Annotated in this window: 24 protein-coding genes; 16 read left to right on the top strand and 8 right to left on the bottom strand. The window is 57.2% G+C overall.

Features of this window, described 5'->3' with window-relative positions; genetic code table 11:
- The 5 genes from VIL80_RS16085 to VIL80_RS16105 all read left to right on the top strand — a co-directional run.
- Positions 1 to 2,128: transporter substrate-binding domain-containing protein (locus VIL80_RS16085; protein WP_332037107.1), on the top strand; the 2,128-nt coding region annotated here is incomplete at its 5' end.
- 239 nt (positions 2,129 to 2,367) lie between these two features.
- Positions 2,368 to 3,213 carry a MipA/OmpV family protein gene (locus tag VIL80_RS16090; RefSeq protein WP_332037108.1) on the top strand — a complete coding sequence of 282 codons (846 nt, stop codon included), beginning with the start codon at positions 2,368 to 2,370 and terminating at the stop codon, positions 3,211 to 3,213.
- Positions 3,210 to 3,599 carry a DUF3019 domain-containing protein gene (locus VIL80_RS16095; protein WP_332037109.1) on the top strand — a complete coding sequence of 130 codons (390 nt, stop codon included), beginning with the start codon at positions 3,210 to 3,212 and terminating at the stop codon, positions 3,597 to 3,599. The genes VIL80_RS16090 and VIL80_RS16095 overlap by 4 nt, the downstream gene beginning before the upstream one ends.
- Positions 3,596 to 4,339, top strand: a complete 744-nt coding sequence (locus tag VIL80_RS16100; RefSeq protein WP_332037110.1) for a response regulator transcription factor — start codon at positions 3,596 to 3,598, stop codon at positions 4,337 to 4,339. The genes VIL80_RS16095 and VIL80_RS16100 overlap by 4 nt, the downstream gene beginning before the upstream one ends.
- 236 nt (positions 4,340 to 4,575) lie before the next feature.
- A complete protein-coding gene (locus tag VIL80_RS16105) occupies positions 4,576 to 5,157 on the top strand; it encodes an ATP-binding protein (RefSeq protein ID WP_332037111.1) in 582 nt (193 codons plus the stop codon).
- 118 nt (positions 5,158 to 5,275) lie between these two features.
- Here VIL80_RS16105 and VIL80_RS16110 read toward each other — a convergent pair whose 3' ends face one another.
- Positions 5,276 to 5,785, bottom strand: coding sequence for an energy transducer TonB (locus VIL80_RS16110; RefSeq protein ID WP_332037112.1), 510 nt, complete (start codon positions 5,783 to 5,785; stop codon positions 5,276 to 5,278).
- A gap of 683 nt (positions 5,786 to 6,468) precedes the next feature.
- Here VIL80_RS16110 and VIL80_RS16115 point away from each other — a divergent pair.
- Genes VIL80_RS16115 through VIL80_RS16130 form a run of 4 tightly spaced genes read left to right on the top strand, consistent with a single transcriptional unit; the run spans position 6,469 to position 9,561 of the window.
- Positions 6,469 to 7,269 (top strand): MipA/OmpV family protein, encoded by an 801-nt coding sequence (locus VIL80_RS16115; RefSeq protein WP_332037113.1) that lies wholly within the window; start codon positions 6,469 to 6,471, stop codon positions 7,267 to 7,269.
- A complete protein-coding gene (locus VIL80_RS16120; RefSeq protein ID WP_332037114.1) occupies positions 7,266 to 7,634 on the top strand; it encodes a DUF3019 domain-containing protein in 369 nt (122 codons plus the stop codon). Before VIL80_RS16115 ends, VIL80_RS16120 begins: the two co-directional genes overlap by 4 nt.
- Positions 7,631 to 8,380 carry a response regulator transcription factor gene (locus VIL80_RS16125; RefSeq protein WP_332037115.1) on the top strand — a complete coding sequence of 250 codons (750 nt, stop codon included), beginning with the start codon at positions 7,631 to 7,633 and terminating at the stop codon, positions 8,378 to 8,380. The genes VIL80_RS16120 and VIL80_RS16125 overlap by 4 nt, the downstream gene beginning before the upstream one ends.
- A complete protein-coding gene (locus VIL80_RS16130; RefSeq protein ID WP_332037116.1) occupies positions 8,380 to 9,561 on the top strand; it encodes a sensor histidine kinase in 1,182 nt (393 codons plus the stop codon). Before VIL80_RS16125 ends, VIL80_RS16130 begins: the two co-directional genes overlap by 1 nt.
- Here VIL80_RS16130 and VIL80_RS16135 read toward each other — a convergent pair.
- On the bottom strand, positions 9,558 to 9,716 hold the full coding sequence (locus VIL80_RS16135; protein ID WP_332037117.1) for a hypothetical protein: 159 nt from the start codon (positions 9,714 to 9,716) through the stop codon (positions 9,558 to 9,560). The genes VIL80_RS16130 and VIL80_RS16135 overlap by 4 nt on opposite strands.
- Positions 9,717 to 9,928: 212 nt before the next feature.
- Here VIL80_RS16135 and VIL80_RS16140 point away from each other — a divergent pair, with 212 nt between their 5' ends.
- On the top strand, positions 9,929 to 11,194 hold the full coding sequence (locus tag VIL80_RS16140; RefSeq protein ID WP_332037118.1) for a TIGR03862 family flavoprotein: 1,266 nt from the start codon (positions 9,929 to 9,931) through the stop codon (positions 11,192 to 11,194).
- A gap of 205 nt (positions 11,195 to 11,399) precedes the next feature.
- Positions 11,400 to 13,208 carry a translational GTPase TypA gene (gene typA, locus VIL80_RS16145; RefSeq protein ID WP_332037119.1) on the top strand — a complete coding sequence of 603 codons (1,809 nt, stop codon included), beginning with the start codon at positions 11,400 to 11,402 and terminating at the stop codon, positions 13,206 to 13,208.
- A gap of 110 nt (positions 13,209 to 13,318) precedes the next feature.
- On the opposite strand, the gene VIL80_RS16150 is transcribed toward typA, so the two are convergent.
- The 3 genes from VIL80_RS16150 to VIL80_RS16160 form a co-directional block, all read right to left on the bottom strand.
- On the bottom strand, positions 13,319 to 13,960 hold the full coding sequence (locus tag VIL80_RS16150; protein ID WP_332037120.1) for an outer membrane beta-barrel protein: 642 nt from the start codon (positions 13,958 to 13,960) through the stop codon (positions 13,319 to 13,321).
- 348 nt (positions 13,961 to 14,308) lie between these two features.
- Positions 14,309 to 16,840, bottom strand: a complete 2,532-nt coding sequence (locus VIL80_RS16155) for a TonB-dependent receptor plug domain-containing protein (protein WP_332037121.1) — start codon at positions 16,838 to 16,840, stop codon at positions 14,309 to 14,311.
- Positions 16,841 to 17,169: 329 nt separating this feature from the next.
- Entirely contained in the window at positions 17,170 to 17,733 is a 564-nt protein-coding gene (locus VIL80_RS16160) for a glutathione S-transferase family protein (protein WP_332037122.1), read from the bottom strand.
- 130 nt (positions 17,734 to 17,863) lie between these two features.
- Here VIL80_RS16160 and VIL80_RS16165 point away from each other — a divergent pair, with 130 nt between their 5' ends.
- Genes VIL80_RS16165 through VIL80_RS16175 form a run of 3 tightly spaced genes read left to right on the top strand, consistent with a single transcriptional unit; the run spans position 17,864 to position 19,918 of the window.
- Positions 17,864 to 18,253: a c-type cytochrome gene (locus tag VIL80_RS16165; protein ID WP_332037123.1), complete on the top strand. Its 390-nt coding sequence runs from the start codon at positions 17,864 to 17,866 to the stop codon at positions 18,251 to 18,253.
- A 17-nt stretch (positions 18,254 to 18,270) separates the two neighbouring features.
- A complete protein-coding gene (locus tag VIL80_RS16170; protein ID WP_332037124.1) occupies positions 18,271 to 19,128 on the top strand; it encodes a CheR family methyltransferase in 858 nt (285 codons plus the stop codon).
- 58 nt (positions 19,129 to 19,186) lie between these two features.
- Entirely contained in the window at positions 19,187 to 19,918 is a 732-nt protein-coding gene (locus VIL80_RS16175; RefSeq protein ID WP_332037125.1) for a TSUP family transporter, read from the top strand.
- A gap of 52 nt (positions 19,919 to 19,970) precedes the next feature.
- Here the strand turns inward: VIL80_RS16175 and VIL80_RS16180 are convergent, their stop codons facing one another.
- Together VIL80_RS16180 and VIL80_RS16185 are read right to left on the bottom strand one after the other, a co-directional pair.
- A complete protein-coding gene (locus VIL80_RS16180) occupies positions 19,971 to 20,726 on the bottom strand; it encodes a VIT1/CCC1 transporter family protein (RefSeq protein WP_332037126.1) in 756 nt (251 codons plus the stop codon).
- A 15-nt stretch (positions 20,727 to 20,741) separates the two neighbouring features.
- Positions 20,742 to 21,293 carry a macro domain-containing protein gene (locus VIL80_RS16185; protein WP_332037127.1) on the bottom strand — a complete coding sequence of 184 codons (552 nt, stop codon included), beginning with the start codon at positions 21,291 to 21,293 and terminating at the stop codon, positions 20,742 to 20,744.
- Between the two features lie 96 nt (positions 21,294 to 21,389).
- Between VIL80_RS16185 and VIL80_RS16190 the strand changes: the two genes are divergently transcribed.
- Both VIL80_RS16190 and VIL80_RS16195 read left to right on the top strand, forming a co-directional pair.
- On the top strand, positions 21,390 to 22,490 hold the full coding sequence (locus VIL80_RS16190) for a GGDEF domain-containing protein (RefSeq protein ID WP_332037128.1): 1,101 nt from the start codon (positions 21,390 to 21,392) through the stop codon (positions 22,488 to 22,490).
- Between the two features lie 130 nt (positions 22,491 to 22,620).
- The gene (locus tag VIL80_RS16195; RefSeq protein ID WP_332037129.1) at positions 22,621 to 23,055 is read left to right on the top strand and encodes an Hsp20/alpha crystallin family protein; all 435 of its coding nucleotides are present in this window, start codon (positions 22,621 to 22,623) and stop codon (positions 23,053 to 23,055) included.
- 40 nt (positions 23,056 to 23,095) lie between these two features.
- Here the strand turns inward: VIL80_RS16195 and VIL80_RS16200 are convergent, their stop codons facing one another.
- Positions 23,096 to 23,485 (bottom strand): acyl-CoA thioesterase, encoded by a 390-nt coding sequence (locus VIL80_RS16200; protein ID WP_332037130.1) that lies wholly within the window; start codon positions 23,483 to 23,485, stop codon positions 23,096 to 23,098.
- Positions 23,486 to 23,677: the final 192 nt, after the last annotated feature.

Consider the following 23,677-nt stretch of genomic DNA (forward strand, 5'->3'; position numbering starts at 1 on the left):
CTATAACAACTACATCGAGAAGGGTGACCTGGACGCGATCAGAAGGCGCGGCAAACTGCGCATTCTGGTCGATATCGCCAATACAGACTCACTGCACCGCGCCGCCACGCAGCAGGACATTGAAATCGAGCTGGCAAAGCAAAAGGCGGAAATCGTCGGTCTCGAACCCGTAGTACTCTTTACGGAGAACTTCGATCAGCTGATCCCTCTTCTTCTGGAAGGCAAGGGGGATATCATCGCCAACAGCCTGGTACCCACCCAGGAGCGCGCCATGCTTATCGATTTTTCCGTTCCCATCGGCAAAACCCACGATACGCTGGTTTCTCGAAAAGACACGCCGGAAGTAAAAGCGGGTGAAACGCTCAAGGGGCGGACCATGACCGTCACCAAGGGCACGGTGTTCGAAACCCGAGGCCGAGAATTTGCCAAACAGCACCCGGGCCTGAACCTCAGGGTCGTTGAGAAAAATTATGTCGAGCTGGCCCTGGACGTATCACTGGGGCATATCGATTTCACCATTATCGATGAGCAAATTTTCGCTCTCGTCAGCCAATTTCGCGACAACCTAAAGAAAAATGTCGTCTTCGAGCGAGAGGACCCTCTGGCGATTGGGTTCCGCAAAAATTCCCCGCAACTAGAAAAGGCCGTGAACGACGCGATCCGCAAAATCAAGCTCACCAATCCATACACGCGTCACCTCGATGACCTGGACAAGATCAAGGAGCGAGGTGTCCTGCGCGCGGTAACCCGCAACCATCCCGGCACCTACTTCATGTGGAAAGGGCGCGTAATGGGTTTTGAATTCGAGCTTCTGAATAAATTTGCCAAGTCGCTCGACGTGCGCCTGGAGATTATTGTGGCGCCTACGCACAGAGAGATCTTCAGCATGGTGCGCGACGGCGATGCCGATGTAGCAGCCAGCCTCGTATCCGCCACAAAAGCCAGGGATCAAGCAGGGATGGACTTTGGCCCCGCCTATATGAAAGAAACCGTAGGTCTGGTCGGCCGCCCCGGCGACAAGATTGAAAAACTGGAAGACCTGCATGGAAGAACCATCCACCTGCTGCGCTCCAGCAGTCAGTATGAATTTGTCATGGAGCTACTCAAGGAGCATCCTGAGCTGAAGGAACTGGAGATAAAAATCGAACTGGTTCCCGAGGAGCTGACCATCCCGCAAATTCTCGATCGCGTTGCCGACGGGAAGTATGACCTGACCATCGCCGATGATGTCACGGTAAGGCTGGAACACCATTGGCGTGACGACATCATCAATCTATTTGATCTACATGTGGACGATAACCCCTATGCGTGGATGGTGCGGGAGAACAACCCGCAGCTGCTTCAGGCCGTAAACCAATTCTTCAACGATCCAAAGATCGTCGAGCTGCGCAACACCCTGTTTCACAAATATTTCGACGAGCCCAAACGAACCCGCCAAGAAATAAAGGCCCTGAGTCAGAAAGGTGAAATTTCGCCCTACGACAATCTCGTGAAGAAATATGCCAAGCAGTATGACTTTGATTGGCGACTGATCGTTGCGCAGATGTTTCAGGAGAGTACGTTTAACGCCAAAGCAAAGTCCTGGGTCGGCGCTCGCGGCCTGATGCAGGTTATGCCGGACACCGGCAAACAAATAGGGGAAAAAAACCTGTTCGACCCGGAAACCAGTGTACGCGCGGGGCTGAAATACCTGGAGTGGCTACACCGCAAATTTGAGGACAAGGACATCAGCCCGGAGAACATGATGTGGTTTACCCTCGCCTCCTACAACGCCGGATTGGGGCATGTCTACGATGCCAAGGACCTGGCGGAAGAGATGGGGTGGGACCGCAAGGTCTGGTTCGGCAATGTGGAAAACGCGATGCTGCTGCTTTCGGAAAAAAAATACTACTCGAAGGCACGGTATGGATACGCGCGCGGCCGCGAGCCTTTCGACTACGTGCGCAAGATTGTGCAGCGCTACCGCACCTATGCCGGGTTGCTGGACGCCTACCAACGGCAGCAAAACGTCAGCGCGCTTGACTGCGTGATGGAGTCAGTGTGGCCCGAGTGGTTAGGCCCCCAATTCGCGGGCTGTATGCCCCCTTCATTAACAAAATTTAGCTACCTTCCCGGCAGTAACTTCTGAAACTGCCCGACGCGACTGGAGCCTACGAGATTGACCCGACATCCACAAATGGCGGGAAACTGGATGTATGCCTGCAGCAAAAAACAAATTTCGACAAATTGGCTGCCCAGCGTCGCTTTGTAACAGTTTGTTACGCTTTTCAAATATGTCCGGAGGTCACTGGAGTGCCCGACAGGACTATGTTACAAATTGGTACAATTCGCTCAAAATACAAACAGCAATAATTATACGCGCGCCCGATGTTTCGAATTACGTTAATAATCCTGCTGGGACTGCCCGTATCCAGCTGGGCCCAATCCGCGCCGGCAACCGAAATCGGCAAGGTGAATGTTTCTGAATGGGAAGTCAGCCTCGCAAGCGGTTACGGTTTCCTGGAAAACCCCATTGTCGGCAAACCGGACGGCGAGACCTATTTCCTGCCCTCGTTCAGTTATTACGGCGAACGCTTCTTTGTCAGCAACCTGACACTGGGTTACAGCCTGCTGGAAGAGAAGAATTTCTACCTCGACCTGATCGCCCGCCCCAATGAAGATGGGCTCTACCACAACCTGGACAACGACACCGCGGCCACGGCCGCCGTGTCCAATTTCGCCGTCAAACTGGAAGAGCCGGGTGTCGCGGAAACCGAGCGCAAAATTTCTGTCCTCGGCGGCCCCAGTTTCACCCTGGTTACCAGGTTTGTTGATGTCTCGTTTTCCTGGCTGGAAGACATCTCCGATGTACACCACGGCAGCGAAACCCATCTGAGTTTCGACAAACAGTTTTCACTGGCCGGCGGCGCATTCGGTTTCGGAATCGGCGCGATCAAGAAAGATATGGAACTGGTGCGCTATTACTACCAGTTCACACCATCGGAGGCGGGCATCTATCAGCGGCGATATACCGCGCTGTTTCCCGCCGACGACGCCATTGACCAATACGCACGGATCCATTTTAGCTACCCGCTAAGCAAGCATTTGGATTTGCGCCTGACCGCGCGATACAACCAGTTTGATCTCGCTGGCCGCAATCCCCTGTTTATAGAAAATCGCGAAACACTGGATTGGTTCGCCGGTTTGCAATACCGCATTGGTAGCAATCGATGAAACCGAAAATCCTGTTATTTGTCCTGGGAGTGCTTCCCGGGGTTGCGGCGGCCGCGGATTTACACCTGACACCGACGGTGTGTGCGGTGGACGAAAGCGAGAGTCGCTGCAGCATTTCCGTCAATGTTGATTTCGAAGCGGACGACGAACGGCATTATTGCCTCTCCGTCGATAGCAAGGGGCTGGTTCGCTGCTTCCACGGTGGAATCCGCGATCTCGAGGTGTATATCAATAGCGACAGGGATATTCGTTTTCAGGTTTCCGCGAGTTCCAGTGCCAGCACCGGTGGCAGCGCCAAGGGCCAGGACGTTGCCGCGGCAACTCTAAAGATCGCCCACTATCAGCCGAAACGTCACCGGCGTCGTTACGGCTGGGGACTGTTATGAGTTCGTCGCTGCAACATCAGGCCAGCAGCCCCGAGATTAAGTATCGAATTCTGCTGCTGGAAGACGATGAGCAACTCGCGTCGCTGATTGTACAATTCCTGCTGGAGCGGCAATGCAGCGTTTTCCATGCGGCGAATGGCAATGATTTCATGAAAGCCATTCACCACCGCCACTACGATCTGATCATCTCCGATGTCGTGCTGCCCGATGCCAGCGGCTTCAAATTGCTGGATCAGTTCCGTCGGCAGATAAACTGTTCGCTGATTTTCCTGAGTGCACTCAGTTCCGTGGAGGATCAGGTGACCGGCCTGAAACTGGGAGCCAACGATTACCTGGTAAAGCCGGTAGACCCTCATCTGCTGTGGGCGAAAATCGAAGCGAGCCTGCGCGCCCACAGAACACTTCCGCCAGCGCATGCCAGTATTTGCTTTGGTCCGCTGACCATTGACCTGGTCACGCGCCAGGTGAAAGTCGGGCACAACGAACTTGCACTTACCACCACGGAATTCGATCTGCTGCATATATTTGCCGAGCAACCGACGCGCCTGCTGAGCCGCGAATACCTGTTTCGCAGAATGGTCGGGCGCGAGTTCGATGGCCAGGACCGGGTGATCGACGTGCGCATCAGCCGCCTGCGTAAAAAGCTCGATGCCGTTGGTGATGGTGTCGGTGATGGCGTTGTGATTCACTCCATTCGCGGCCGCGGTTACTCGCTGAACGCCACTAGCGGAAACTACTGATGCGCCTGCAGATGTTGCGCCTGGTCAGTGTGCTGGCGCTGGCACTAGTGGTGGTCTACTCCTCGGTAGCGGCACTTTACAACCTCTAATCGCCCGCACCGCACGAGTACACCATCAGTGCGGCACAGCTTGCCGCTGCCCTGGAGCGCGGCGATGCGCCCATCGCGCAAAGTTACGCCACCGATGCCATTCATTTTTCCGAGCCACTGCAGCAGCGACTTGCCGCCGGTGAAGTAGTGGGCCTCGACAGTGGCGACGGGCAGATCCTTTTTTATCACCGCAATGGCAGCAACTTGCTGGAAATCGGTCCCTTCCCCCACCAGCCGGAACAGAGCGTCACCCAGTGGCGCATGCTGTTTATTGGCGCAATGCTGGTGGTATTGCTGCTGTTGATCTGGCCGATGTTTCGCGACCTGAACCGCCTGCAGAAGCAGGCGATCCGCTTCAGTAAAAAGCCGTTCCAGATCCCCGAACGATTCAATCCCCGCTCCACCATTTACCCATTGGCGGAAACCTTTCGCCGCATGGCCAATATCGTCACCGGCCATTTCGAGATGCATCAGGATCTGGCGCGCACCATCGCCCACGAAATCCGTACGCCGCTGGCACGCATTAAGTTCCAGCAGGCACTGTCCGGGGGCGATGCGCTCGAGCTCACCGATGCGTTTACCCGCTCGGCCACAGACCAGCAGGGCTACGGTCTCGGATTGTACATCGTCAAAAAAGTAATGATGTGGCATGAGGGCGAGCTGCGGCTGGATCAGTCACCCAATCTCGGTGGCACCCGCGCCACGCTGCGCTGGCCAAACCGAAATTAGTGCCGCCCAGGTATTTCCCGCTCACCGGTACAAACAAAAAGGCCCGGACACAAGTCCGGGCCTTACGGGGGTTCGCGGCTATTCACCGCGGGCTTACTCGATCAAGAGAGTAACTGCTTCACTCCGCTGACGCGGCTTTTCCTGCTTCTGTACAAGCTTCGGCTTCACTGGTTTCCGCGTCACAGTCTTCCTGCTTGAAGAAGAACTGGTAACGCCACTCCTGGTTCGGCCAGTCATTTTCGGACGGCACGAACTGCCAGTTTTTCATCGCCGCCAGAATCGGCGCGGCGAACACCGCCACTTCATTACTGGTTTTACTTTTCAGCGCAACATCGGCGACGCTACCGTCGCGCTTTACGGTGAAAGAGAAGAACAACGCCCCTTCCACTTTGTCTTCCAGTGCCTGCTTGATTTTTTTGTTGTCGGAATAGTCCGGTCGTTCGTAGTACCAGAACGACAGGCCTTTTTCGCGAAACTCCTGTTGTTTTTGCATGCGGTAGTTGTTGCTCTCCGCATTGCGACATTCATTGAAATTGGCGTATTCAGTGCAATCCGGGCGCTGCCAGTCGAGGCACAACGCCGGGCTGGAGACCAGCAAGGCAACAGTGGTAAATACAGACCTAACCACGCTTCCCGCCTTCGTAGTATCTGTACGTGAGGCCATCGGCACCTTCCGAAATGCGATCATGCGCGGGCGAATCGGTCACGTCGTAATTGATGGTTGCAACGAAAGAACTTCTGCACAGCACGCTATCGCCAGCTGTCGCTGCAGCGTAGCCAGGAGCGCCTACGGTCATTGCCGTTACCGCTGCGGAAGTGAACAGAGCCTTGCGAACCGCCGATGTCAGCTGGCTCGGGGTCCCGGGAAAGCCATTTATTGTTACGGCCATGGATACTTCTTCCCAGAGATTGAATTATTCGTACTCGAGCAAATTTTGGTGAGAGTGTCCGAGGACTCGATAAAAACATGACCGTAGTCCAGAGGACCAACGTTTTCATGTAACAGTTTGTAGGCATTGCATAGGCATATGTGACCGCTGGGTGGCGAAAAAATATTCTTCTAAGCAAGAATTGCAGGAAAACAATTCTCTAAAGAAATTTACAAGACGAACGATCATTAAAAACAGCAGAATGTGCGGAACATAGTGGAAAATTCCGACGCTGATTCTTAAGAAGACGGCTTTGTAACAGTTTGTTCGGATTTGTATCAGTGCGATAGATACGCCCGATACCCTGTGTTACAAAGCGTCTAAATTTCGAACAGACGTCTAATATCAAAAAAACAAGATGTTCAGGTGTACGCTTTTCTGCTTGCTAGTAGCTGTCAGCCCGCTCCGCGCGCTGGCCACTGAGGTGCGGGCGCCCGAATGGAAGCTCAGCTTCGCGGCTGGCCGCGGCGTCTTAAAAAACCCTATCGCGGGTAAAGGCGATGGCGAAACATCGTTCCTCCCCTCTTTTTCCTACTACGGCGACCGCTTTTTTATCAGCAACCTGACGGTCGGCTATAGCCTGCTCGAACAGCGCAATGTTTATGTGGACCTGGTGGCGCAGCCAAACGAGGACGGGCTCTTTTACCACATCGACAGCTCCACCATGACCATGGGTTCCCTGAACGCGTTTCTCACCCATATCGGTGGTGCGGGGCAGGCAATCGAACGGGATATTTCCGTTGTCGCCGGTCCCAGCATCACGCTGGTGGGCAAATACACAGACCTCTCCCTGGCCTCGTTTCACGACATTACCGCGGTGCACTACGGCAGTGAGACGCACCTGAGCCTGGACAAGCAGTTCCCGCTGTTCGGCGGCACCTTGGGTTACAGCCTCGGCGCGGTGCAAAAAGATGAAGACCTGGTGCGCTACTACTATCACGTGACCGAGGAAGAGGCCGGACTGATGGCGCGCTCCTACGCCCGCTATTACCCGCCTGGGGACGTTGTCGATCGCTACGCGCGCCTGCATTTTTCCTACCCGCTCTCGGCCCATTTGGATGTAAGGCTCGGCGCGAAATACACCCAGTTCGATATGGAGGGTCGTCTCCCGCTAATCATGGATACATCGGAAACCCTGAGTTGGTTCGCCGGCATCCAGTACTCCATTGGTAGTGGGCAATGACGCAGCGCTTCCTGTTATTTCTTTGCGCCTTGCTGGCGATCCCGGCCAAGGCGGCGGACCTGCAGCTGACACCGAGCCTGTGCGCGGTCAGTGAAGACGAATCCAGCTGCAGCGTATCGGTAAAAGTGAGATTCACTGCGGACGACAGCGAACGCTATTGCCTGTCGATTATCGGCAAGGGCTTGATCCGCTGCTTCTCCGGCAAAACCGAAAAAAATCTGGAGGTCTATATCCACGCGGATCACGACACCCAATTCACAGTAACCGAGGGCGAAAGTGGCGAGCGCGTCGCCTCCGCCGTTCTCAAGGTTGCTCAATATCAGCCCAAACGACACCGACGCCGCTATGGCTGGGGATTGCTATGACTGCTGTAAGCAATGCCAAATGGCAAGAAGGTATACACAACGCGAATTTTTCCGCTGGTTATCGGATTCTGTTGTTGGAAGACGATGAACAGTTGGCGCCTTTGATCATACGCTTTCTGGAAGAACGCGGATGCAGCGTGGCGTATGCGGCCAATGGCAGCGAGTTTATGAAGGCCATTCGCCACCGGGATTACGATCTGATCATTGCCGATGTGGTGCTGCCGGACGCCAGCGGTTTTCAACTGCTCGAGCAATTCCGCAACCAGCTCAACTGCCCGCTGATTTTCCTGAGTGCGCTCAGTTCGGTGGAGGACCAGGTGACCGGACTGAAACTCGGGGCCAACGATTACCTGGTAAAACCGGTAGACCCCCATCTGCTGTGGGCAAAAATCGAAGCACAGCTGCGCGGCGTCGGCAATTCCACAACGCCTACTGCCAGTATTTCGTTTGGGCCGCTGACCATCGACCTGGTAAGCCGCCAGGCATATGTACACGATACCTCGCTGGCACTCACCACCAACGAATTCGATCTGCTGCAAATTTTCACCGAACAGCCGGCGCGCCTGCTTAGCCGCGAATACCTGTTCCGGCGCGTGATCGGGCGCGAGTTTGACGGACTCGACCGGGTGATCGACATGCGCGTGAGCCGGCTGCGCAAAAAGCTCGACGCCATTGCCGACGGCGTTGCCATTCAGTCCATCCGCGGACGTGGTTATTCGCTGAATGCGGCCCACGGTAGCCATTGATGCGCCTGCAGATGTTGCGTCTCGTCGGCCTGCTGGCGCTGGCGCTGGTGGTGGTCTATTCCTCGGTAGCCGCACTCTACAATTTCTATTCCGCAGCACCCAATGAATACACCATCAGCGCGGCCCAGCTGGCCGAGGCACTGGAACGCGGCGACGCACCCATCGCACAAAGCTACTCCTTGGATGCGATCCACTTTTCCGAGGACTTGATCGCGCGCCTCGATGCGGGTGAGGTGGTGGGGCTGGATACAGGCAACAACCAGATTCTGTTTTACCACCGCAACGGCAATTCGATTCTTCAAATCGGACCTTTCCCCCACCAGCCCGCGGAAAGTGTCACCCAGTGGCGGCTGCTGTTTATCGGCGCCATGCTGGTGATGCTGGCGCTGCTGACCTGGCCCATGTTCCGCGATCTCAATCAGCTGCAGAATCAGGCGATCCGTTTCAGCAAGAAGCCGTTCAATATTCCCGAGCCTTTCAGCCGCCGCTCCACCATTTTTCCGCTGGCGGAAACTTTTCGCCGCATGGCCAATATCGTCACCGGCCACTTCCAGATGAACCAGGATCTGGCCCGTACCATCGCGCACGAAATCCGCATGCCACTGGCACGGATCAAATTCCAGCAGGCGCTGGTGGCCAGTGATTGTGAAAGTGCGAGAGTCATCGATCGCGCGACCCGCGATATCGAACAGCTGGTGGAGAAGTACCTCAGTTTCGCCCGCGTGGAAGTACACGAGCAGTTCCTAACCCGCAAGCCATGTGCACTGGAAACCCTGTTCGCGGAGCTCGGTTCGCAACTGGAAACCCAGTGCCCGCAGCTGGAAATCGCCTATTACTTCCCGGACAGTGAAGCCTGGCTGGAGCCGGATTCCCTGACCATCGCATTGCAGAACCTGGTGGTGAATGCCAGTAAATATGCCCGCGATCGCGTGGATGTGCGCTTTGAGTTTGACGCTGACTACTGTGTGCTGTCGGTGGAAGACAACGGCCCCGGGCTCGGCGGCGATGCACTGGAACTGACCGATGCCTTCACCCGTTCCGCTACCGACGACCAGGGCTACGGCCTCGGCCTGTATATCGTGAAAAAGGTGATGATGTGGCACGAGGGCGAGCTGCGTCTGGACCAGTCGCCGAACCTCGGCGGCACCCGCGCCATACTGCGCTGGCCGAATCGCCGCTAGTTCAATTTCCTGTTCAGGTGCGGTAAAAAAAGCCCGGGAAAACCCGGGCCAAAGAAGTGTGGCGCGGACGCGCCAGCAACAGTTTCTCTCTCGACAAACGGAATCAATAATTCGTGTTTGGCGTGGTTCGACGTGCCGTCATCGAAGGTCAGCATGGTGAGGCTTCCTTGGTCTGCGGCTTCCTTTTCCACTGCTCGCGGCCCCAGACCTATTCTCGTCTGCCGACATAAATCGTTAATGTGGGACTGTAACGCGCCTGGAAGTGTGACCGGCGGGACCGAATGTAACAGTTTGTAGCTTCCGCGCCCGTGAATACCAAACCGAGCGGTCTCGATTAGAATGCGCCATTTCCGCCAGTGGTTTGCCAATGTCTGATTCCGCGCCCCAACCCACACCAGATTCCAGCTCATCTGCCGCGCCGCGCGTGGCCGTATTCGGCGGCGGTCCCGCTGGATTGATGGCAGCGGAGGTGCTGGCCGCCGGCGGCGCGCGGGTCGACCTGTACGACGCCATGCCGTCGGTGGGGCGGAAGTTCCTGCTGGCCGGGGTGGGCGGCATGAACATCACCCACTCCGAACCCAAAGATGCGTTCCTGTCGCGCTATGGCGAACGCCGCGCGGAGATTGCCCGCCTGCTGCAAGAGTTCGATGCGGATGCACTGCGCGACTGGATCCACAGTCTCGGTATCGAAACCTTCGTTGGCACCTCTGGAAGAGTGTTTCCCACAGATATGAAGGCTGCGCCGCTGCTGCGCGCCTGGCTGAGGCGCCTGCGTGAGCAGGGGGTAGTTATCCACACCCGCCACCGCTGGCTGGGCTGGAGTGAAGACGGCGCTCTGCGCGTGGCGAGTGCGGAAGGGGAACAGTTGGTCGAGGCGGGTGCGGTACTGCTGGCCCTCGGCGGCGGTAGCTGGCCGCGGCTGGGCTCGGACGGCCGCTGGAGCGCACTGCTGGAGGCCCGTGGCGTGGAGCTGGCGCCGCTCCGGCCGAGCAACTGCGGATTCGAGGTGGCGGCCTGGAGCGAGCATTTGAAGCAAAAATTCGCCGGTGCCCCGCTGAAAAACGTGGCTCTAAGTGTGGACGGGCAGCCGCCGCGCACCGGCGAGTTCGTGCTCACCGAGGGCGGCGTTGAGGGCAGCCTGGTCTACGCCCTGTCCGCCCCCATCCGCCAGTGCATCGAACAGCGGGGTGAGGCCAGGGTACTGCTGGACCTGCTGCCACAGATTCCCCTGGAGAAGCTCGCAACCGCGCTGGCCAAGGCGCGCGGCAAGCAGTCCCTCGCCAAACACCTGCACCGCCAGGCCGGGCTGACCGGCGTCAAGGCGGCGCTGCTGCGGGAACTGGCACCCCGCGAGGCCTTTGACCAGCCCGCGCAACTGGCGCCCTGGATCAAGGCCCTGCCGATTCCCCTGGTGCGCACACGCCCGCTGGAGGAAGCCATCAGCAGCGCCGGCGGCGTGCCGTTCGAGGCGCTGGACCAGGACCTGATGCTGAAAGCATTGCCCGGGGTGTTCTGTGCCGGCGAGATGCTCGACTGGGAAGCCCCCACTGGCGGCTACCTGCTCACTGCCTGTTTCGCCAGCGGTCGCAGCGCCGCGCACGGTGCACTGGCGTGGCTCGCGCGGCGGCAGTAAACCGAGCGCCGGGCACCGGCGGCGCAGCGCACGGCAAGACAAAACCAAAGAGGCAAAAACAGTCACAATTGGACCCGGCTAATTTTTACCCAACAAGCACTGCCAATTGACACATATCCCCTCTATAATGCGCCCCCAATTTCATCCGCCGGCGCCCAGATAGCCTGCCGCGCAAGGCATCCGACTACTTTCGAGAGTTCCCCCAGTGATAGATAACCTTCGCAATATCGCGATCATCGCCCACGTTGACCACGGCAAGACCACCCTGGTGGACAAACTGCTGTCCCAGTCCGGTACCCTGGACCGCCGCAGCGCCGACTCCGAGCGGGTGATGGACTCCAATGACCAGGAAAAAGAGCGCGGCATCACCATTCTGGCGAAGAACACCGCCATCCGCTGGAACGACTACCGCATCAACATCGTCGACACCCCCGGACACGCCGACTTCGGCGGTGAGGTAGAGCGCGTACTGTCCATGGTGGACTCCGTACTGCTGCTGGTGGACGCGGTAGACGGCCCCATGCCGCAGACCCGTTTCGTAACCCAGAAGGCGTTCGAACAGGGCCTGAACCCGATCGTGGTCATCAACAAGGTTGACCGTCCGGGCGCGCGCCCTGACTGGGTTATGGACCAGGTATTCGACCTGTTCGACAGCCTCGGTGCCACCGACGAGCAGCTGGACTTCCCGGTCATCTACGCATCTGCCCTGAACGGCATCGCCGGTCTCGACTACACCGACATGGCGGAAGATATGACGCCGCTGTTCCAGATGATTGTCGACAAGGTTTCCCCGCCACAGGTGGACCTGAACGGCCCGTTCCAGATGCAGATCTCCGCGCTGGACTACAACAGCTACGTGGGCGTTATCGGCGTCGGCCGCATCAAGCGCGGCACCCTGAAGCCGAACCAGCAGGTGGTGATCCTCGACCGCGAAGGCAAATCCCGCAAAGCCAAGGTACTGCAGGTCATGGGTTACCTGGGCCTTGAGCGCGTGGAAGTGGAACAGGCCAGCGCCGGCGACATCGTGTGTATCACCGGTGTGGGCGAGCTGAACATTTCCGACACCCTGTGCCACCCGGATAACCCGGAAGCACTGCCGGCGCTGACCGTGGACGAGCCCACCGTGAGCATGACCTTCCAGGTGAACGACTCCCCGTTTGCCGGCCAGGACGGCAAGTACGTCACCAGCCGCAACATCAAGGAGCGCCTGGACCAGGAACTTATCCACAACGTGGCACTGCGCGTGGAACAGGGCGAGACCCCGGACAAGTTCAAGGTCTCCGGCCGCGGTGAACTGCACCTGTCGGTACTGATCGAGAACATGCGCCGCGAAGGCTTCGAGCTGGGTGTATCCCGCCCGGAAGTGGTACAGAAGATCGTCGACGGCGAAATCCAGGAGCCCTATGAGCAGGTCGTAATCGACGTGGAAGAGCAGCACCAGGGTTCCATCATGGAAGAACTGGGCCTGCGCAAAGCGGACCTGACCAACATGGAGCCGGACGGCAAGGGCCGTGTGCGCCTGACCTTCATCGTGCCGTCTCGCGGCCTGATCGGTTTCCGCAACCAGTTCCTGACCCTGACCAGCGGTTCCGGCATCATGACCAGCATCTTCGACCACTACGGCCCGGTCAAAGCCGGCGAAGTGGGCAAGCGCATCAACGGCGTGCTGGTATCCATGGTGAAGGGCAAGACCCTGGCCTACGGCCTGTTCGCACTACAGGACCGCGGTCGTCTGTTCCTGGGCCACGGTGAGGAAATCTACGAAGGCCAGATCGTGGGTATCCACTCCCGCGGCAATGACCTGGTGGTGAACCCCACCAAGGCCAAGCAGCTGACCAACATCCGTGCCGCCGGCACCGACGAGGCCCTGACCCTGACCCCGCCGATCCGCCACACCCTGGAGCAGGCGCTGGAGTTCATCGAGGACGACGAGCTGGTGGAAGTGACCCCGAACCACATCCGTCTGCGCAAGAAGATCCTGCAGGAAAACATGCGCAAGCGTGCGAAGAAGTAATTCTTCGGAAAAATAAAAAGGGCCCTTGCGGGCCCTTTTTTATTTGCACTGTTCGCTATTCAATTATACGTGGCATCCCTCTGCTTCCGACCTTTGTGGTGAATCGGGAATCAAAAGCGCACTTCCAAACCGAGAGCGGTGCTACTTGCCGTGTAGAAACCATCGTCGTAGCCGTCGTCGATCGAGGGGGAATACGCATAACCGCTGTGTTGCAGATTGATATTCAGGTTTCGCGTAATGTCTACGCCAATGCCAACACCGAAATAAACTCCGCCGCCACTATCCTTACCAGACTCACTATAGCTGTAGTACGTGTCGTACCACGCATCATACTCCTCATAGTTGAAGTTCAGCCGCTCCTCGTACCCCATGTATCCAAGGCGCGTAATAGCAAACCAGCGGCTTTCCGCCCCAAACTGGAATCGCGCATTGGCACCCGCGTAGACGTAAGAGGTCTTGACGGTAGAACGCGCCGAATATTCATAATCAAAAGATGAGTACGCATATTCATCCTTTAACGTACCCAGCTTGCCGCTGCCCACTTCAAAGCCGACCTGCACAATCCGGCCAGCCTGCCAACGGTAGCCCAAGCCGAACGCCTGGATATCGGTGTTTTCGTCGGAAAAACCTGAATCAGACAAGTTGATCCGACCGCTCTGGCCACCGATAAAAAATCCCCCCTCAGCATGAGCAACTGGAGCAGCGATCAGAATCGATAAAGCCATAAAGACACCGCGTAAAGAATTGCGCATGTCGTTTTCCCCTTAAAATTATTGTTGTGTGTAGCATTTCCGTCGACGACCAATGGGACAACCAATCCGGTCGACACGTAAACCGCACAATGCCGCTGAGATAGCAAACTGCCAAACTCCGGCCGGAGATTAGTGAGTTTCCAAAAGTTTGTAAACTTAGTGGTGTTGTCGTGGCAAGGAGTAGAACACTCGCGGTGTTTACCGGAACCAGTGCCGGCATCGGTCGGCCAATGCTCGTGTATTTTCCGAAGCACCATGCGCCTATTAAATGCCACGGACAATTGCGGACTCCAGAAAATAAGCGCCCCTAAGGGCGCTTATTTTTAACCTGGAAGACAGGGAAATGTTTTAGAACTCATAACTCGCTTTCAGGTAATAGAAGCCTCCAGCGATGCCGTAGGGCGAGGTTTCGTAGTACTGGCCACCCAGCACATTGTCCGCTTCACCGACGATGGAACCATCGATCTTGCCACCCATGTTGTCAAACAGGTTGGACGCACCGGCGGTCAGGGCAATCGCTTCTGAGGCCTGGTAGGAAACCTCCATATCCACGGTGAACTCGGGATCCAGTTGCTCGCCAAACCAGTCGGCGTGAACCCCTACATACTCACCGTAGAAGTTGGTGCGCACGAAGGCGCTGAGCTTGTCCCAGTTTTGCGACACGGTGAATGAAGCACGATGTTCTGGCAGGCCGCGCTCCAGACGGACCGCTTTACAGATCTCGCCCTGATTATTCACAAAGGCACCACCACAGGTGGCGTCACCGCCATTTACTTCGGTCTTGGTCCAGTTGTAAGCCAGGCTGAAATCGGTGGCACCGCCCAGCAGCTCGGCACCGTAAGTCGCCACCACATCTAGCCCGGTGGTTTCGGTATCGAAATCATTGGCAAAATAGTTGATCTGCCCGATCAATTCCGGGTTGGGCACACCGGCAAGCGCCATCGCCGCGCGCTGGGCGTCGGTGGGTGCGGCGTTATCGGTCAGCGCAATGCGATCTTCCACTTCGATGTAATAGGCATCCACGGTCAGATCAACAGCACCGGCAGAAATGACCAGACCGGTGGCAAAGTTAACCGACTCTTCAGGCATCAATTCTGCTTCACCCAGCTTGGTCGCCGGCAGGGTTTGCGCCTGGGTCAACTGGCCGCCCACGATGGAGGTCTGGGTATTGACCACAGAGGCCTGGCCCATGGTGGGTGCACGGAAACCGGTGCTGTGGGAGCCGCGCCAGGCGATGTTCTCGCTCAACTGCCAGTTAAATACCAGTTTGTAGTTTGCGGTATCGCCGAAGGTATCGAAGTCTTCATAGCGCAACGCACCGCCCACCAGCAGGTCATCGGTCAACTGGTTCTCGACGTCCACATACAGCGCGTAGTTGCGGCGCTCTGCGGTACCGGCAGAATCAATCGAGAAACCGGCAAAACCGTGGGAGCCGATATTGAAGCCCTGCTCGGCCAGCGGTCCTACCTGCCAGGACATGCCTTCACCGGCGACAATCTGGAACGACTCTTCACGCCACTCGGCACCCATCGCCAGGCTCAGGGTATCGAACTGCTTTTGCAGATCGGCGTTCAGGGTTTTTTCCAACTGGATGTAAGCACCGGTATCAAAATCGCGCTTGCTGTCCGGGCCAAAGGACGGGTTGATGGTGTTGTTCAGGCCAAAGTCCGCCTCGTTGCGCCCCACGGAGGCGCTCAGATCAAAATTCCACCCCTTGAGGTAGCCGTCGGTCAGCTCACCGCGGCGACCCGCAGTAATGGAGGTATCGGTAATGTCACCGATAAAGCGGGGGGTATAACCGCCGGGGATCATTTTGTTGAAGACGAAGCAGTTATCGTCGGCCATCAATCCCGACGTCACCATATCGGAACCATCCGCCAGTGGCGTTGTGCGGTAGGCATCGCAACTCGCCGCATTGCCATCCAGTGCACCGACCAGTCGCACATCGCCAGTGGTGTAGACGCCGTCACGGCCATTCGGGTTGCGGTAATAGAATCCGCCGTCCACCATGCGGTTGGAATAGTTACCGAACGCATAAATTTCGGTGCCATCTTTCAGATCGATACCGAAATTTCCAAACAGGGTCAGGTCATCTTCAATCTTGGGCGAACCCCAGATTTGTGCCGGTACCGGCACTGAAGTATTGCCGGCATCGATCATTGCCTGTGCATCGGGGCGCTGAACCGAGCGAGAGGTGTCGTCGGCATTCTTCATCTGGAAGCTTAAATTGAGGAAGCCGGAATCGGTCATGGGCATACCGTAGTTGCCCGCCATGATGGTAGTCTGGCCGTCGCCCTCAAAAAACTCGCCGCTTTTGACTTGCAGAGAACCACCCTCGGCATCGTCCTTCAGTACAAAGTTCATCACCCCGGCAATGGCGTCCGAACCGTACTGGGCCGCCGCACCGTCGCGCAGCACTTCAACCTGCTTGAGCGCGATGCTGGGAATCACGGAGATATCCGGACCCTGGGCGCCATCATTCAGACCGCCGCCCTGGAACGCAATGACCGAGGCACGGTGACGACGCTTGCCATTCAGCAGTACCAGAGTGGAATCCGATGACAGGCCGCGCATGTTAACCGGACGGATCATCGAGGCCGCATCGCTAATCGGTTGGTCGTGGACGTTAAAGGAAGGAACAGAGCCCTTCAGCAAGTCGAGCATATCGCTGCTGCCCGATTTGGCCAGGTCATTTACGTTGAGCACATCCACAGGCACCGGGGATTCTGTCACGGAACGGGGTTTGGTTCTGGAACCCACGGTAACCACTTCTTCCATCACTCGATTGTCATCGCCGCTGGTCTGCGCAAATGCGGGCATTCCCAGGCTACCGGCCAGTGCGACGAGGGACAGCGAAGTAACTATTTGTTGGACTTTCATTTTCTCTCTCCAATTAGCGTTTATTGTTTTGTGGAGCAAAATCCATACATCTAGATTGGATTGGCGAAATCATCGCGTTGAACGCAAAAGGATGAAGCAGCTTTCCCCTGCGAACGAATTGATTGGAATACATTCAGATCGCAAAGTCTACCGGCAAGCTCCCCATGTATTTTCGCAACAAAAAGCACTAGAGCTAGAAAAATCAGTAAAGTCAGGGTCGTTGATCGACTACCTCGCGCGCAAAGAATTGATTCTTCGGCAAATAAAATAACGGAACGAACGTCCCGTTTTTTGCATTCAAAATTAATCGGCCCTGACCTGAGTAGCAACTACACCGTTGGTGGTGCGGTCGCCACAAAAATCGAATCTTCTCCGGCAATTTCCAACAGGCGTTGCAGGTTTGGGTGCGCGGCAATCGAGAAGCGCTTGCGGAACTGGCCCCAGGCGGCGGCAACGGCCACACGGTAATCGGCATCACTCAATTGTCCCGATGTCGGCAGTGGTGCCGAATCCAGCTCGCTGAGAACCAGTTCTATGCGTTGCTGCTGACGACGGGTGTACACATTCGACTCGATATCGAGGCCGCTGCGCTCAAGCAGGAAGAGATTGATTGCCGCATCCAGCAGGGTGTTGGCAAGACAGTAGCGGTCGAGGTCTCTTACATCCGGAATAAATACCTGACCAGCTTTCTCACGCACATATTTCACGATCGGCGTGGAATCCGTCAGCTTCAGGGATCCGTCCTCCAAAAAAGGGACTCGCAGGGTGGGCGTGCCCGGGTCCTTGCTGGTGTGGATATCCAACTCCACCATTTCCCAGTCGAGACCGGATTGCATCAGGGCAATACGGCAGTGACGTACGTAGGGTGAAGTAAAGCTGCCAAAAAGTTTCATGCTGCAACTATTCCTGGTTCTTGATAAAAGTTCTTGGGCGGGAAAGCCAATGGCCCTCGGAGCTATATCCCGCTCGAGGGCAATCAAGGTAGCATAAGTGCATCGCTTTTTCGGCAACAGGATCCAGTGTATGAGTTTCAGAATTTCTATCGGCGCGCTGTTGGCTGCAGTCTCCCTGGGTACGATGGCAACGGAACAGGAGACCCGCAACCTGGTCGCGCTGGGCGCGCTGGCCTTTGCCGACAATTGCATAAAGTGTCACCAGATCGATGGCTACGGCGAGGAAGCGCTCTACCCGTCTTTGCGCGATCCCGGGTTGCTGGCGAACAAACCTTTGCTGATCAGCACCATATTGCACGGACGCACAGGCCAACAAAACGATGGCAGTGAAGAACCCCTGATGCCCTCACTGGATTTCCTGACCGACCGCGAGATCGCGGCGATTATTGCCTTTATTTCAAATACCTGGGGGGGAAATGTGCTGCTGGTAACCGAAGACGACGTCAACGAGGCGCGCTGAGTGGATACCCGGAGATAATGGGGCAACCTGTCGATCCCGATCAGCAAACACCCCAGCATCCCACCCGTAAACAGCAGTGCGCGGAGTTTTTGCAATGGGCTCTACCCGAACTGCGTCTGCGCAGGCGGGGTTATGACGGCGTTCGCAATCAGGTCTGCAAGCGCCTTTTTCGACGCATCAATCAACTCGGTATCGAAGACCTGACTGCCTACCGCCGTTACCTCGATACGCATCCGCACGAATGGCAAACCCTGGATGCGTTAAGCCGGGTGAGTATTTCCCGCTTTTACCGCGACCGGGCTGTGTTTGACTACCTGGCGGCGACGGTGCTGCCGGAGCTGGCACAGCGCGCGCGCACCCGCGGTGCCGACTGCCTGAACATCTGGTGTGCGGGGGCCGGTGCCGGGGAAGAACCATACACTCTGGCGATCATATGGGAACTGCATCTGTGCGCTGCATTTCCCGATCTGCAGATAAATATCGTCGCCTCCGATGCCGATGCAAACCTGTGCCGTCGCGGCCAGGAAGCCTGTTATCCCTCGCGTATGTTCAGAGATATGCCCACCGAGTGGCAGGACACGGTTTTATCGGTTCAGGATGGATACTGTCGCCTCAACCAGAATATCCGACGCCACGTCGAATTCAGGGTTGAGGATCTTCGCACCAGCGTACCCAACGGACCGTTTGACCTGGTACTTTGCCGCAACCTGGCCTTTACCTATTTCAGTACGGCACTGCAACGCAGCACCCTTGAGCACCTGCAGGCGGCAATGAACCCCGGCGCCGCGCTCGTGTTGGGCATTCACGAGCACCTGCCGGAAGGGCGTTCGGCCTTTCACCCCTGGGCTGAAAATCTGCGGATCTACCGGCTTTGAAATTTTCTGACCAAGCGATACTGTCGCGATTATCCCGACCTATTCAAATTCCCTGCCGATGACTTATTTCCTGCTCGTTCTGGCCACCTTGATCACCAGCCTGATCTCCGGGGTGCTCAGCATGGCTGGCGGATCCATCCTGATGGGGATCTTCGGTTTTTTCCTGTCGGTACCGGCGGCGATGGTTTTGCACGGCGTTAGCCAGACCGCATCCAACGGTTCTCGGGTATGGCTGCACCGGCGACATGTGCAATGGGACGTGTTGTTACCCTATACCGCCGGTGCCCTGCTAATCCTGTTACTGTTTCTGATGCTGACGTTTGTGCCCAGCAAGGGAGTCATGTTTCTGCTGATCGGCAGTTTCCCGTTTTTGGCACTGGCAATTCCAAAAAAGTTTGCGCTGGATATCCGGCAAAAGCCGGTGGCGTTTCTGGCGGGAATTCTGGTAACTGGGGCACAGATGCTGGCGGGAGTTTCCGGGCCGATACTGGATCTGTTCTATGTAAAAAGTTCGCTGACGCGACACCAGATTCTGGGCACCAAGGCGATCACGCAAACCCTGGGGCATGTGATCAAGCTCGGCTACTACGCGATGTTTTTGAATCTGTCAGTTTCGCTGCCGCAGTGGCTGATTGTTGCGGTAATTCCCGCGGCAATTCTTGGCAACGCCCTGGGAAAAATTGTGGTGGAAAAACTGCACGACCACCACTTCAAACGCATTGGCAGCGCAGTGGTTCTCGTGGTTAGCAGCGTGTATGTTTTCAAGGGATTGCAGGAGCTGTTCGGCTGAATTTATTGCTGGACAAAAAGGCAGCATTTACCTGCTTGCAAACGCCGGGATATCAGGCAACCCCGAACATTCCCTGAAGTAGGTAACCCACCGCGAAGGCGATTCCGGCCGCGGTACTTCCCAACAAAAATGTGCCCAATCCCGCACGCCACAGTGAACTCTGGAATACCCAGCCTTTCAGCAGGCCGATGGAGAAAAATACCAGCCCGGCAAGCGCGGTGCTGATGGCAAATTTCTGTGTAAAGTTTTCCCCGTTAAAGAAAAATGGCAACAGCGGTATCAGGCCCACCAGCACGAAGGCCACAAAGGTCCACCATGCGGAGGCCAGCGGGTTGGGGTCGATGAGGCTGAGCCCGTATTCTTCACTCAGCATGGTATCTACCCACAGGGTGCGGTCTGCGGTCACCGTGTCGACGATATGCTCCAGGTTTTCGCCGCTGAATCCCTTGCCGGCGAAAATTTGCCGAATTTCCTCGCGCTCGCCCTCGGGGACCAGGCGGATATGCTGCTCCTCCGTGCGGCGCGCGTGTTCGGCAAAACGCTGCTGGGCATTGACCGCCTCGTAATTACTCACCGCCATACTGACACCGTCCGCCAGCAGGTTGGCCACCCCCATCACCAACACCACCAGCGGCGAAAATCCCGCGCCAAAGGCACCGGAGACGATTGCGAAGGTGGTAATGCAACCGTCGATGGCGCCGAGCACCAGATCCGACATGCGCTCCGGCCGCGGCGGCTGGTCGAGGCGCCGGGCGATATTTTCCGGGCGGTGTTCGTGCAGCAATTTTTGCCGGGGGGAAATTTTCATGGGGTTCACCCGAGGTTATGTCTCGTCGAAAAAACGTCGCTCCACTTTGCGCCATGTCCCCAGCGCCGCCTCGCTGCGCAGGCATACCGTAATCATCGGGAATCTGTCCTGCGCGCCATGCAAGACCTCTAGCCCCTGATGGGCGGCGATCTCGTGGGGGAAGCGGTTGGTCCCCGCACCCAGCGCCGGAAACAGCAACCGCCTGAGGCCGCGCTCCGCGGCCAGCGCGAGCACGCTTTCGTAGCACTGGCGCAGTTGCGCCACCGCGAGCGCTCCCCACTGGTCGCCGCTGCTCCACTGGGGGGTCACCGTGTGCAGCAGGTAATGCACCGGTAGATCGGGCGCGCTGGTGATACGCGCTTCACCCACCGCGCACTCCGGCAGCTGCGAGCACTCACTTACCAGGGCCGCACCGGCGCGATCGTAGACCTGTGCGGACAGTCCTCGCCCGCGAATCAGGTGCTTGTGCGCCGGGCATACGAGGGCATCCGCCTCGATAGTGAGAATGTCGTCACAAATCAATCGCAGCTGTCCCATGCCGGTCTCCGCGCCAGTGCTGTTCGCCATTACTATAGTCCTTCGGCTTCGGACGCTTGTCCAAAGCTCAGGGTATGACGGCCGAGGGATCTGGCCGCGATGACAATGCGAACAAGACCAGAGCAAATGGAAACCACTGCAAAGCCCCCTATCCGCAGCCAACAACACGGCACTGAATTCGGCGACCCCATCGCCCAGGTAATGGGCCTTGAGCTGCGCCGCCGCATCCAGGCATCCGGATATATGCTGATTTTTGCGCTGGCGATTACCGGCGCCATGGGCGTGATCGCGCTGATGGCGGCAGACCTGTTTCTCGCCGGCACACTGTTCGCGGTGACCGCGGTAATCCTGGGGGCGTATATCGGGGTCAATATCGCCGGCCCCAGCCGCAAGACACCGGTATTGGTGGGCGCGTTACTGCTGGTGCTCTACTTCTACCTGCTGCTCTCCGGTGGCGTGAACAATACCGGCCTGATGTGGGCGGTGATGCTGGTGCCGGGGTTCATCAACCTGTACGGCTACAAGTGGGGCACGGTGACCCTCGGATTTGTCGGCGGTGCCACCGCACTGATCCTGTTCTACCCGGATTTCCCCGGACTGCTGGCGCAGTATGACACCGGCCACCGCGCGCGCTTTATCGCCATCTTCGGTGCGCTCACCGCGCTCACCGCAATCCTCGACAGCAGTCGCCACCAGACCCAGCAGATGCTGCATAAACTGACCGCGGAACTGGAAAACCACGCCTGCACCGATGCCCTCACCGGCCTCGCCAACCGCCGCGAGGCCTACAAGGCCATCAGCGAGATGGAGAGACGCAACGCCGACCTGGCCGGGCGCTACACGGTGCTGATCGGCGATCTCGACAGCTTCAAGGCCATCAACGATACCTTCGGGCACAGTTTTGGTGATCGCGTGCTGCAGGATGTGGCGCGGATACTACGCGACAATACCCGTGCGGACGATGTGGTCGCGCGCTGGGGTGGCGAGGAATTTCTGATCCTGCTGCCAAATACCGATGTGGCCGGCGGCAGTATCCTCGCGGAAAAACTGCGCGAGAAAGTGGAGGCGCTGAGCGCCACCTATGCGGAGCCGGTGACCATTTCCATCAGTTTTGGCGTCGCCCAGGACAACCCCGCGACGACTACCCAGGGCCAGATGCTGGCGGAAGCAGACTCCCGTATGTACCGCGCCAAGAAAAGCGGTCGCAACCAGGTGGTGAGCGACTAAGCAGAGGCCCGCAGGCCCGCTCCCGGTCACCCTTCCGCTACCGATCCACAACCTCCTCCCTATAATTTTTGCCAGACACCGGCTGCGCTTGCGCCGGTGACCACTGCCGAATGGAGGGGAGGTGAGCATCATGAAACTGGTTCCCAGAGACACCATGCTCAATTTCGATGACTTCGTAGAGCAATTTTTTAACACCGGGCAGCTCAGCGGTGAATCCCGCAGCGGCTTTTTCGCCCCGCGGGTGGATATTCACGAGCGCAAGGACACTTACGAGATCAGCGCGGAAATGCCCGGGATTCGCAAGGAGGATCTGGAGGTCACGCTGGAAAATGGCGTGCTGACCATCGAGGCCGAAGTGCACCAGAAAATTTCCGAAGGCGAGGAAGAGGGCGGCAAGGTGCTGCGGCAGGAGCGCCGCTACGGCAAATTTACCCGCAGCTTCAATCTGGGTGGGGACATCAGGGAGGAAGATATCGACGCGACCTTCAAGGACGGCGTGCTGACGCTGACGGTTCCCAAGGTTGAACCAAAGGAGCCCGTCAGTCACCGTATCCAGATCCACTAACAATTTCGCAGCGAAAGCCGGCAACACTGCCGGCTTTTTATTAGGCCATGTGCTGCTGCAGCTTCTCCCTGACCGCCGCCGGGATAGGCGCCGAGGCCTGTTTCTCGTAATCGAAATGCACCATCACGCAGTCCCCCTGGGCGACCAGCTGCTCTTTTTGCCAGACTTCCTGATGCAGGGTAAACGAGGAGTTACCCACCGCCTTCAGGGTGGTGCGGATTTCCACCGGGGAATAGAGGTAGATCTGCGCCACGAAATCCACCTCCATCTTTTTCAGGATCAGGTTCCACTGGTTCAGCGACAGGTCCGGGTTGAACAGCTGGAAGATGGGTGTGCGCCCCTGCTCGAACCACACCGGTACCACGGTGTTGTTGATATGCCCGAGGGCGTCGGTTTCGCTGAAGCGGGGTTCTACCTGGTAAGTGAACATCGGTCTTTTTCTCACTGACTCGCGTTAAAAAATCCAAGCGCAGATTTAATCAGCGGACAGCGTCTTCATCCAGTGATCATCTGCCATAAATCGCGGAAAGCCCGGACAAATGTTGGCATTTGCAATCCACTGCGGCATATCTGGTCAAGTGCGCGTAAAATCTGCGGCCAAATCCGCTACGCTGATTTTTCG

Source organism: Microbulbifer sp. (genome assembly GCF_036563125.1).
In the GTDB taxonomy this organism is placed as follows: Bacteria; Pseudomonadota; Gammaproteobacteria; order Pseudomonadales; family Cellvibrionaceae; genus Microbulbifer.